Origin of the sequence: Bradyrhizobium sp. TM102 (genome assembly GCF_009176685.1) — a bacterium.
GTDB lineage: Bacteria > Pseudomonadota > Alphaproteobacteria > Rhizobiales > Xanthobacteraceae > Bradyrhizobium > Bradyrhizobium ottawaense.
In genome coordinates this window covers 2,942,022-2,953,313 of sequence record NZ_AP021855.1, presented here as the reverse complement: position 1 = coordinate 2,953,313, position 11,292 = coordinate 2,942,022, and the positions used below count along the sequence as shown (strand labels likewise).

Sequence of the window (11,292 nt, the reverse complement as noted above, 5' to 3'; positions counted from 1 at the left end):
TCAGGCCGCGGTCGACCCGAATTCGGGCACCGCATCCTTCAGGATAGTCCTGATGGTGGCGCGATCGTCGCGCGCGATCGCCTGCTCCAGCGCCGCAATCCATTTGCGCAACGTCTGCATCGGCGGCTCGTTCGGCTGCGCGGCCATGATGCCGGCAACGCCGATCTCGCGGGTCGGCTCCTCGGTGGCGAACAGGATCTCGTGCAGGCGCTCGCCCGGCCGCATACCCGTGAACACGATCTCGATATCGTAGCCCGGCTGCAGCCCGGAAAGGCGGATCATGCGCTCGGCGAGATCGACGATCTTCACCGGCTGGCCCATGTTGAGCACGTAGACCGAGACGTCGGGACGGTGCGTTCCGAGCGCATGCGTGGCCGCGGTGATGACGAGATCGCAGGCCTCGCGGATGGTCATGAAGTAGCGGACCATGTCGGGATGCGTCACCGTCACCGGGCCGCCGGCCTCGATCTGGGCCTTGAATTTCGGAACCACCGAGCCGTTCGAAGCCAGGACGTTGCCGAACCGGACCGAGATCAGCCGCATCGGCGGCTTGGCGCCGTGCGCCCCGGCTGCGAGGTCGTGATCCAGCGCCTGGCAGTACATCTCCGCAAAGCGCTTGGTCAGGCCGAGCATCGACACCGGCTCGATCGCCTTGTCGGTCGAGATCATCACCATGGCTTCGGCGCCGGCGGCAACGGCGGCATCCGCAACGTTGATCGAGCCGAAGATGTTGGTCTTGACGCCCTCGCTCCAGTCGCGTTCGAGGATGGGCACGTGCTTGAGCGCGGCGGCGTGGAACACGATGTCCGGCTTGAACCCCGCCATCAGGCGCACGATGCGCTCGCGGTCGCGGATGTCGGCGATCCGCCCTTCGATCTCGGCGGCCGCGCCTCGCGCGGCGAGCGCTTCCGTGATGGCATAAAGCGCGGGTTCGGAGTTTTCCACGATCAGGAGCCGCGCGGCGCCGAAGGCCACGACACGCTCGCAGATCTCCGACCCGATCGAGCCGCCGCCGCCGGTGACGATCACCGCCTTGCCGTTGATCAGCGCTTCCAGGCGCGCATAGTCGATCGTCTCGCTCGGCCGCAGCAGAAGGTCCTCGACCGCGACGGCCGTGAGCCGCGGCGTATCGCCGCTCTCGAGCGAAGGCATCCGGTTGACGATCACACCCAGCTTGCGCGCCCGCATCAGGATCGATTCCGGACGCGCTTCCGGCTCGAATGCCGAGGGCGTCATGACGAGGCGCGCGATCGGCTTGTTGCGCTTGGCGAAATCGGCGACGACGTCCTCGACGTCGTCGATGCCGCCCAGCACCGGCACGTTGCGGATGAACTGGCCCCGATCCGAGCTCGACGGCGACAGCACGCCGACCGGCCAGATGCGCTTGATCGCCCCGCTCTCGATGCCGCGCAGGAGCACCTCGGCATCCGCGGCGCGGCCGATCAGCAGCGTCGGCGCGGCCTCCTCGCCCCTGGCATGACGCCGTACCCGCGTATAGCGGAAGTAGCGGTAGGTCATGCGCAGCGCGCTGAGGAAGGAGATCTCGAGGAACCAGTAGAGGACGATCGTCACCTTGCCGAGAAAGAAGGCGCCGCGGACGTTGGGGGCCACGAAGATGTAGTCGAGCACGAGCAGGGCGACCGTCAGCACGGTCGCGACGCGGATGATGTTCAACGCGTCAGGCAGCGAGATGAAGCGCCATTTCGTCGTAGTCAGGTTGAAGATGAAGAACACGACCACGCTGAAGGCGAGGAAGTAGGGCAGGATCTGGAACAGCAGCGGCAGGCGGTCGAAGAAGCCGTCGCCACCCTCGAATCGCAGATAGAAGGCGGCAAAAAGCGCCGCCGCGGTCGCCAGCAGGTCGTGGAGCGCGATCAGGAAATTGCGCAAGGTGAGATGCGAAAGACGCGTCATCCGCCGACCGATGAAAACCCAGTTAGATGCAACCTGACCGCGCTGATAGCCCATCTGGACCAGACTTGCCAGCCGCGCGGGCTTTCAGGAACCGGCTTCCCCCGTCTTCGCCTCGGCCTGTTGCCCCCGGATCACCATGCCGCCGGCAACGCCGACGCCGATGACGTACATCCAGCCCTCGTGGAAGTCGAACAGATGGGAGTTGAACAGCGAGGTGAAGACGTTCTGCACCACCACCAGGAGCCCGATCCAGTTGGCAAGGCCGTCGCCGCGAAACAAGCGCAGATGCAATATCCAGATCGCATAGAGAACGGCGATGCCGATCACGCCCCATTGCACGGCAACGTTCAGCGTCTGGTTATGCGGGTTGCCGATCACCTCGGCGGACGCCTGGTACTGACCGGCGGGCGTCGCGACGCGTTCGAACAATCCGCGCGTCGAGCCGGTGCCGTGCCCCTTGATCGGCGCCTCGGCGAAGAAACCGAGCGACTTCCGCCAGAATTCGAGCCGCAGACCCGCCGAGGTCGGCTCGCCCTTTTCCATGTAACGCGTGTAGTCGTCGGAAAACCTCTCGGCGGTATGGCGCAAATATGGCGAGGCCTGCCAGGCGAGAATAGCGGCGACGAGCAACGTGGCGGAGATGAGCGCGATGCTGCGCCATTTGAGGTGAAGCAGCGCGAACACGCCGAACATGATTGGAACGGTGACGAGCGCGGTGCGCGACACCACGACGAAGGTCATGTTGACGAAGAAGCTCAGTGCCAGCGCCGTCAGCAGCCCGGCGAACCAGTATCGCTTCTCACGCAGCAGCATCACGATCGGATAGGCGAGCGCGACCGCGCAAAGCGCGAATTCCTGGCTCTGGTCGATGTAATTCTTGACGAAGATGCCGCGCTCGGCCGGATCGGTCTTGAGCGCGAGGTTCGGGTAGAAGGCGACCAGCCAGGACATCACCGACAATAGGGCGCAGGACACCAGGAAGGCGATGAAGATCCAGCGGCCGCGCGGCGAGCGCTCGAAATGATAGAGCAGGACCGGCAGCACCAGCAGCTTGATGGTCGGATTGACCGCATAGAAGCGGGCGCCCCAGCTCGCGTCCGACCACAGTGTCCCCACCAGTGCGAGCAGGACCAGCGCGATCGGGGCCGCGCAGATCGGACGCTTCAAGGATTGCAGGAACGCGCGGACGTCGAGAAACGGCACCATGCAGAGCAGCATCAGCGCGTTGAAGATCCCCGCCAGCGAGGTCGACCACGGCAGCGAGGCCGCGGTCAGGACCGCAAATATATCGACGGTCTCGCGCCAGGCCGCCGGGCTGCGCAGGCGGCGAAGCAACATCCCGCCGGTCGTCTCGCGTGCCAGTGTCGTCACTTGCCCCCTCCCCGGGCGCGATGGACCAGCGCCGTCGTGCTGAAGCCCTGGAGGATGTCGACCAGCACGACGGTGCCGCCCGCTTCCTCGACGACCTCGTGGCCGACTACCTGCTCGCGGGTGTAGTCGCCGCCCTTCACCAGCACGCCGGGCTTGATCCGGGTGATCAGGTCGATCGGCGTGTCCTCATCGAAGATGACGACGAGATCGACGGCTTCGAGCGCCGCGAGCACCTCGGCACGCGCGCGCTCGTCCTGGACCGGCCGCTCGGCGCCCTTGAGCCGCCGCACCGAGGCGTCGCTGTTGAGCCCCACGATCAGGCGGTCGCAGGCGGCGCGCGCCGCGGTCAGCACCTTGACGTGGCCGGGATGCAGGATGTCGAAGCAGCCATTGGTGAAGCCGACGCGCTGGCCTTGCGTTTTCCATTCGGCGAGCTGCGCATCGAGTGCGGCCGGCTCGAGCACGATCTTCTCCTCGGCCGCCAGAGTGGCATGCGGCAGGATCTTTCGGCGCAGCTCGGCCGCGCTCACACTGGCGGTGCCTTGCTTGCCGACGGCGACGGCGGCAGCGGCATTGGCCATGCGCAGCGCCGTGTCCCAGTCCGCGCCTGTAGCAAGCGACACCGCGAGCGCGGCGGCGACGGTGTCACCGGCGCCGGAGACGTCGCGCACCTTCACCGGAAAAGCCGGAACGTGAACCGCCGCGCCATTGCGCGGCACCAGCGTCATGCCGTGCTCGCCCTGGGTGACCAGGATCGCCTCGCAATCGGCGAGCCGCATCACGTCCTCGCTGGCCTCGACGATGCTCTGCACCGTCTCGGCGCGGCTTCGGGTCGCTTCAGAGAACTCCTTGCGATTGGGCGTCAGCAGCGTGGCGCCGCGATAGATCGCCCAGTTCAGGCTCTTGGGATCGACGATCACGGGCTTGCCGAGCTTTCGCGCGGCGTCGATGGCGTGGCGGATGACGCGCGCCGTCAGCACGCCCTTGGCGTAGTCCGAGAGCAGCACGATGTCGGCGCGCGCGATCTGCGGCAGGATCGCCTCGATCAGCTTCGTCTCGATGTCATCGGAAGCAGGCGCCGCCTGCTCCCAGTCCGCGCGCAGCATGTGCGTGGAAAAATGCTCGGAGACGAAGCGGACTTTTCGCGTGGTCGGGCGCGAGGGATCGCACACGAGCACGCTTTCGATGCCGGCGTGCTCGTCCAGCGCCGCCTTGAGCCGTGCACCGGCGTCGTCCTCGCCGACGAGGCCGACGAAGATGCAGCGCGCGCCCAGCGAGGCGACATTGCGCGCGACATTGCCGGCGCCGCCGATATGGATCTCGCTGCGCTGGGCCGCGATGACAGGCGCCGGCGCTTCCGGCGAGATCCGCGACACCTCACCATAGACGAACTCGTCCAACATGATATCGCCGATGCACAGCACCGTGCGGCCTGAGATGGCCTTCGCGAGGGCGTCGAAATCGAGAATGGGCGTCGGCATGTTCAAATGGCCTCAGCGGAAGCGGTCGGGCCGGTCGAGGTAATCCCCGACATAGGCCTTCACCGCATCCTCGAGCGTCGTGAAGCCGCCGTTATAGCCGGCGCGGTGGAGACGATCGACCTCGCTTTGGGTGAAATACTGGTAAGCCCCGCGGATCTGCTCGGGCATGTCGATATATTCGATGTTGGGCCTGGTGCCGAGCGCCGCATAGGCCGCCAACATCAGATCCCTGAAGCTGCGCGCCTTGCCGGTTCCGACGTTGAAGAGGCCGGACACCGACGGCGTCGCCAGCAGCCACATCACGACACGCACGACGTCGTCGACATAGATGAAATCGCGGCGCTGATCGCCGTCGGCGATGCCCTCGCGATGCGACTTGAACAGCTGCACCACGCGGCCGGCCTTGACGTCGTCGAAACGGCGCGCCAGCACGCTCATCATCGAGCCCTTGTGATATTCGTTAGGGCCGAACACGTTGAAGAATTTCAGGCCCGCCCATTGCGGCGGGAGCGGATCGCCGTTCGCGACCCGCCCGGCGACCGCGAGATCGAACATGTGCTTGCTCCAGCCGTAGAGATTCATCGGCCGCAGTTTCTTCAGTGCCGGCAGCGAGGCGTCGTCGTCAAATCCCGTCTCACCGTCGCCATAGGTCGCCGCCGAGGAGGCGTAGATGAACGGCACCGCGCCCGCCGTGCACCAGTCGAGCAGGCGCGTCGACACGCGGAAATTGGTCTCGAACACGAGGTCGCCGTCGGTCGCAGTGGTCGCGGAAATCGCCCCGAGATGGATCACGGCATCGAGCTTGCGACCCTTCAGCCAGTCCATCAGTTCGGCCGGCGGGACGATATCCACAAGCTGGCGCTTGGCGAGGTTCCGCCACTTGCCCTCGTTACCCAGGAAATCGCAGACCACGACGTCGCTGCGGCCCGCGTCATTGAGCGCGGCCACGACATTCGACCCGATAAAACCGGCCCCGCCGGTCACCAGCAACATTTCCGAAATCCCTGCCCGATCTTTGCGGCCCGGTCCTGCCGTAGCGCATGAGCCGCCAAAGTGTAAGCGGTTTTGGGATTGAGCGGTCTGCCGGCTTTACCTGCCGGCCCGGAGCGGCTACCGAACCGCCACAATCAGATCGCCTCGGCCCCATTAACAAATGAACGAAGATTCGACACTTAGCGGAGATGCAGATCGGAGCGACACCCGCCCGATTCTGATCATTCCCTACATGTGGATCGGCGATTTCGTTCGGAATCACACCGTCGTCCGGGTTCTGAAGGAGCGCTGGCCCAACCGGCCGGTCGATCTCCTCACCACATCCCTGTGCGCCCCGCTGGTCGATTACATGCCCGGCGTGCGCCAGGGGATCGTCTGGGACCTGCCGCGCAGCCGCCTCGCCGTCGCCCGCCAGTTCGCCCTGGGGAAGCTCCTGCGCGAGCGGAACTACGGCACGGCCCTGGTGCTGCCCCGGACCTGGAAGGCGGCCATCGCGCCCGCCCTGGCCGGTATTCCTGAACGGGTCGGCTTCGTCGGCGAGTTCCGGTTCGGCCTGCTCAACCGCTGGCGCTGGGGCGAGAAGAAGCTGCCGCGCTTCATCGACAAGAATGCCGCCCTGGCCCAGCCCGACGGAGCCCCGCTGCCGGCGGAATGGCCGGTGCCGCAATTGCGGGTCCCGGCTGAGGACATCGTCCGCTGGCGGCAGGCCAACGGCCTCAGCGCGGGCGCCGCAGTGGCGCTCGCCCCTGGCTCGGTCGGCGTCTCAAAGCGCTGGACCTACTATCCGGAGGCCGCCCGGCTGCTGGTCGAGCGCGGCCTCGAGGTCTGGGTGGTCGGCGGCCCCGCGGAAAAGGGGCTGGCTCAGGAGATCGTCGCGGCCGGCGGCCCGGGGGTCAGGGACCTCACCGGCAACGATCTGCGCAACGGCGTGCTGGCCATGGCCGCGGCCGGCGTCGCCATCTCCAACGATTCCGGCCTGATGCACATCGCAGCCGCGCTGGGCACGCCCACCATGGGCATCTTCGGCCCGACCAGCCCCTATCTCTGGGCCCCCCTCAACGGCCTTGCGGCGACCGTGGTGCAGGACAAGGAAGATCTGTCCTGCCAGCCCTGCCAGAGCACGGTCTGCAAAATGAACGACCACCGTTGCATGCGCGATATCGCAGCGCGCGAGGTGGTGGCGATCGCGCAGCGGGTGCTGGGTGAGGCCGGGGCGCGGACGGAGACGTGAGCGTCGGCAACGCCTGCGCCGCCGATGATAAGCGCCGGTGTTTTGCCCGACGCGTCAAACGCGCTTCGTGAAATCCGCAACGTATCGCGTCAGCCGCCAAGCCGTTGATTTTGCTGGCCGCGGCTACTGTGCATGGGGTTGTTTTCGCGGTTTTTGTTTGCCGGCGCGACACCGGCCGCTCAAAGCAGTGGCCGATAGACCTCGCCGATCCGCGCCGCTTCCGCATCGAGGCTGAATTTTGCGAGCACCCGCGCTCGCCCCCTCTCGCCCATCGCCGCCGCGGCATCCACATCGCGCATCAGCGGCTCCAGCGCCGCAGCCAACGCATTGGCATCGTCGGTCGGGACCAGCACGCCGCTCACGCCATCCTCGACCACCAGCTCGGCCGCGCCGGCGCGTGCGGCGACGAGCGCGCTGCCGGCCGCCATCGCCTCGATCAGCGTCAGCCCAAAACCCTCGTTGCGCGAGGTGAAGGCGTAGATCGTCAGCCGCTGATACCAGCGCTGCACCGCTTCGATCGGCAGCTCGCCAGTGATGACGATGCGCGATTGCAGGCCGGCCACTTCGATCTGCTTTTTCAGCTCGTTCGCAAAGGACGTCTGCTCGGCCGTGACCTGCCCGACAATCACGGCGGTGAAATCGGGATAGCGCGGCAACAGGCGGCACATCGCGTCGACGAACAAATCGGTGCCCTTCTGCGCGCGCACGCGTCCGAAGCAGCCGATGGCGTAGCGGCCCGGCAGCGCGGACTCCGCGAACGCAGCAGCGCGGTCGACCGGCGGCGCATAGACGTCGGTGTCGACGCCATGCGGGATCACCGTCGCCTTCACCTTCAGGAACGAGGCCGAGAGATCTGACGTCGCGATGATCGCATCCATGCGCCGGATCAGCCAGCGCGTGATCCAACTATGGTGCCGCTGCGCCGCCGAGGTGAACACGAGTTTCAACGGCCAGCCGAACGCGCGTAGCGCGACGCCCGCGATCATCTCGTTGTTGCGCCGCGCGTGCCAGATCAGCGGCGCCTTGCGGCGCCATAGCTTCAGAAAATCGGCAACGCTCAGCCGCGCAATCCCAGCCGGCGCGTGCGAGCCGAACCAGGCGGAGCGGTACAGTTTCGCCAGCCGCGGCGCCACCATCCGGTTGGTCGCGGTGACCCCGGAATAGCGCCTGTGCAGATTTGGCACGATCACTTCGAGATCGCCGGGGGAATTGGCCACGTCATGCTCCGTTTCGCAAAGTCCCTATACGCAACATTAAGCATAGTGACCAGTTCAGCCGCGCCGAAACCCCCTCTTCACCGCGCAAACGTTAACTTGGCGCGTTGATCGAAGACGGGTGAGATCATGACTGTGCTAGTCACCGGCGGCGCCGGCTATATCGGAAGTCACACGGTCCTCGCGCTGGCGGAAGCCGGCGAGGACGTCGTCGTGATCGACGATCTCTCGACCGGTTTCTCCGCCTATCTGCCTGAGGGCGTGCCGCTGTTCATCGGCGATGCCGGCGACGAGAACCTGCTCGAAGGCGTGATCGCGCAGCACAACATCGAGAGCATCATCCATTTCGCGGGCTCCGTCGTCGTGCCGGATTCGATGCGCGATCCGCTCGGCTACTACCGCAACAATTTCACGACCGCGCGCAACCTGCTCAATGTCGCCGTCAAGCGCGGCATCGGCCGCTTCATCTTTTCCTCGACCGCCGCCGTCTACGGCAATCCGGACCAGGTGCCGGTGCCCGAGCATGCACCGACGCGGCCGCTATCGCCCTATGGCTCGTCCAAGCTGATGACCGAGATCATGCTGCACGACGTCGCCGCCGCCTACGGCATGCAGTACGTCACCCTGCGCTATTTCAACGTCGCCGGCGCCGATCCGCAGGCGCGCATCGGGCTTGCCACCGTCGGCGCCACGCATCTGCTCAAGATCGCGGTCGAGGCCGCGACCGGCCAGCGCGCCAAGATCGACGTGTTCGGCACCGACTATCCGACCCCCGACGGCAGCTGCATTCGCGACTTCATCCACGTCACGGACCTCTCGCAGGCGCATCGCTCGGCGCTCGCGTACCTGCGCAATGGCGGCGCCTCGACGACCCTCAATTGCGGCTATGGCCGCGGCTATTCGGTGCTGGAGACGATCGACGCGGTGCGCCGGGTCTCGGGCCGCAGCTTCGCCGTGCAGTACGCTCCGCGCCGGCCGGGCGACATCATGACCATGGTCGCCGACACCAGCCGGATCCGCGGCCTGCTCGACTGGAAGCCGCAATACGACGACCTCGAGACCATCGCGGCCCACGCTTTGGCGTGGGAGGACAAGCTGTTCCACGAGCGCCATGGCGAGCTTCGCCACGCCGCCTCGGCCTAGATTCCATCTGAGCGCAAGCCCTTAATTGGGCTTGAAAAACCCCGCTTGAGCGGGCACAGAGGCCCTTCGATCCCTGACGTGCGGGCAGGCTTTGTCCTGCGCCGTCAATGGACACCGGATGGCCCAGTTTCCAAAGAAAATCACCGACGATCCCTATGCGGCAGCGGTCCTGATTCGCCGCCTGGTCACGGAACAGGGCGTCGTCTATTGGCGGCGCTACCTCGTCGCCTTCGCGCTGATGGCGGTCGCCGCGGGCGCGACGGCAGGCGCGACCTATGTGCTCGGCCAGGTCATCAACCAGGCCTATGTCGACAAGAACATCCCGGGCATCGCGATGTTTTCCGGGATCACGGTGATCCTGCTGTTCATCAAGGGCGTGGCGACCTACGGCCACATGGTGATCCTGACCAAGATCAGTAACGCCATCCTCGCCACCAACCAGCGCCAGCTGTTCGCAAAACTGATGCGCGAAAGCGTCGGCTTCTTCTCCGAGCGGCATTCGTCAGAATTCCTGGCGCGGCTGACGGCCGGCGCCAAGTCGATCACCGACGTGCTCAACATGCTGGTCAACGCCGTCGGGCGCGACCTGTTGATGCTGCTCGCCATGATCGGCGTGATGGTGTGGCAGGACCCCGTGATGTCGTTCATCGGCCTCGTCGTGGTGCCGCCCGCGATGCTGGTACTGCGCAAGCTGGTCAAGCGTATCAAGGGCCTCGCCTACAACCAGTTCACCGGCACCGCCGACATCATGGAGACCATGCAGGAATCGCTGCAAGGCATCCGCACGGTGAAGGCGTTCACGCTCGAAGACACGATGCAGAGCCGCATCGACGAGAACATCGCCATCGTCGAGCGCAACGCCAACAAGATGGCGCGCGTCGCCAACCGCTCCAACCCGCTGATGGAAATGCTCGGCGGCTTCGCGGTCGCCGGCTGCCTGCTCTATGGCGGCTACAGCGTGGTCGCGCTCAACGCCACGCCGGGCGCGTTCTTCTCCTTCATGACCGCGTTCCTGATGGCGACCGAGCCGGCCAAGCGGCTGGCGCGGCTCAACATCGACTTGAACAGCCAGCTCGTCGGCGCGCGCATGCTGCTCGAAGTGGTCGACAGCCCGGCGAGCGAGCACTCCGACGACGACAAGCCGGCGCTGAAGCTCTCCGACGCCCGGATCGAGCTGCGCGATGTCAGCTTCTCCTATCGCGCCAATGAGACCGTGCTCAACCGCATGAGCTTCGTGGCCGAGCCCGGCAAGGTCACGGCGCTGGTCGGGCCCTCCGGCGGCGGCAAGTCGACCGTGCTGGCGCTGCTGCTGCGCTTCTATGAGGTGACACAAGGCGACATCGTGATCGACGGCCAGTCGATCGGCGCAATCTCTCGCAAATCCCTGCGGGCGCAGACTGCCTATGTCGGGCAGGACGTCTATCTGTTCCGCGACACCATCCGCAACAACATCGCTTTCGGCCGGCCCGGCGCGAGCGAGGACGAGATCACCGAGGCAGCGAAAGCGGCTTGCGCGCATGATTTCATCATGGGCTTTCCGCTTGGCTACGACACACCGGTCGGCGAGCACGGCACGCAGCTTTCAGGCGGCCAGCGTCAGCGCATCGCCGTGGCGCGCGCGCTGATCAAGAACGCACCGATCATCCTGCTGGACGAAGCCACCGCCGCGCTCGATTCCGAATCCGAGCGGCAGGTGCAGGAGGCGATCGAGCATCTCTGCCAGAACCGCACCACCATCGTGATCGCGCATCGCCTGCACACCATCATGCATGCCGACGCGATCCTGGTGATCGAGGGCGGCGAGATCGTCGAGCAGGGGCGGCATGACGAGTTGCTCCGCCGCGGCGGCCGCTATGCCTCGTTCTTCCGCCTGCAACACTACGATGCCGGCGCTCTGGCGCCGATCAGCGCAACCGCATAGAGTTCCACTTTACCTCAAGAGCGC

8 protein-coding genes are annotated in these 11,292 nt (G+C 65.9%); 3 read left to right on the top strand and 5 right to left on the bottom strand.

From position 1 onward, the window contains the following. From GDN70_RS13865 to rfaD, 4 genes are all read right to left on the bottom strand, one after another. Complete coding sequence (locus tag GDN70_RS13865; protein ID WP_028143327.1) at positions 1 to 1,914, bottom strand: SDR family NAD(P)-dependent oxidoreductase; 1,914 nt, start codon at positions 1,912 to 1,914, stop codon at positions 1 to 3. 84 nt (positions 1,915 to 1,998) lie between these two features. Continuing rightward, positions 1,999 to 3,285, bottom strand: a complete 1,287-nt coding sequence (locus GDN70_RS13860) for an O-antigen ligase (RefSeq protein WP_152102673.1) — start codon at positions 3,283 to 3,285, stop codon at positions 1,999 to 2,001. Continuing rightward, complete coding sequence (rfaE1, locus tag GDN70_RS13855; protein ID WP_152102672.1) at positions 3,282 to 4,766, bottom strand: D-glycero-beta-D-manno-heptose-7-phosphate kinase; 1,485 nt, start codon at positions 4,764 to 4,766, stop codon at positions 3,282 to 3,284. Before rfaE1 ends, GDN70_RS13860 begins: the two co-directional genes overlap by 4 nt. Before the next feature lie 12 nt (positions 4,767 to 4,778). Continuing rightward, positions 4,779 to 5,759 (bottom strand): ADP-glyceromanno-heptose 6-epimerase, encoded by a 981-nt coding sequence (gene rfaD, locus GDN70_RS13850; protein WP_152102671.1) that lies wholly within the window; start codon positions 5,757 to 5,759, stop codon positions 4,779 to 4,781. 160 nt (positions 5,760 to 5,919) lie between these two features. Here rfaD and waaF point away from each other — a divergent pair, with 160 nt between their 5' ends. After that, the gene (waaF, locus tag GDN70_RS13845) at positions 5,920 to 6,990 is read left to right on the top strand and encodes a lipopolysaccharide heptosyltransferase II (RefSeq protein WP_152102670.1); all 1,071 of its coding nucleotides are present in this window, start codon (positions 5,920 to 5,922) and stop codon (positions 6,988 to 6,990) included. Between the two features lie 179 nt (positions 6,991 to 7,169). On the opposite strand, the gene GDN70_RS13840 is transcribed toward waaF, so the two are convergent. Continuing rightward, positions 7,170 to 8,207 (bottom strand): glycosyltransferase family 4 protein, encoded by a 1,038-nt coding sequence (locus GDN70_RS13840; protein WP_095425611.1) that lies wholly within the window; start codon positions 8,205 to 8,207, stop codon positions 7,170 to 7,172. A gap of 126 nt (positions 8,208 to 8,333) precedes the next feature. Here GDN70_RS13840 and galE point away from each other — a divergent pair, with 126 nt between their 5' ends. Further along, entirely contained in the window at positions 8,334 to 9,347 is a 1,014-nt protein-coding gene (gene galE, locus GDN70_RS13835; protein WP_028143333.1) for a UDP-glucose 4-epimerase GalE, read from the top strand. A gap of 118 nt (positions 9,348 to 9,465) precedes the next feature. Further along, on the top strand, positions 9,466 to 11,268 hold the full coding sequence (locus GDN70_RS13830; protein ID WP_038949036.1) for an ABC transporter ATP-binding protein: 1,803 nt from the start codon (positions 9,466 to 9,468) through the stop codon (positions 11,266 to 11,268). Positions 11,269 to 11,292: the final 24 nt, after the last annotated feature.

Bases quoted from the DNA above. Each gene is read 5' to 3' on its own strand.
- rfaE1 (WP_152102672.1), bottom strand. From the start codon at position 4,766: ATGCCGACGCCCATTCTCGATTTCGACGCCCTCGCGAAGGCCATCTCA.
- GDN70_RS13830 (WP_038949036.1), top strand. From the start codon at position 9,466: ATGGCCCAGTTTCCAAAGAAAATCACCGACGATCCCTATGCGGCAGCG.
- galE (WP_028143333.1), top strand. From the start codon at position 8,334: ATGACTGTGCTAGTCACCGGCGGCGCCGGCTATATCGGAAGTCACACG.
- GDN70_RS13865 (WP_028143327.1), bottom strand. From the start codon at position 1,914: ATGACGCGTCTTTCGCATCTCACCTTGCGCAATTTCCTGATCGCGCTC.
- waaF (WP_152102670.1), top strand. From the start codon at position 5,920: ATGAACGAAGATTCGACACTTAGCGGAGATGCAGATCGGAGCGACACC.
- rfaD (WP_152102671.1), bottom strand. From the start codon at position 5,759: ATGTTGCTGGTGACCGGCGGGGCCGGTTTTATCGGGTCGAATGTCGTG.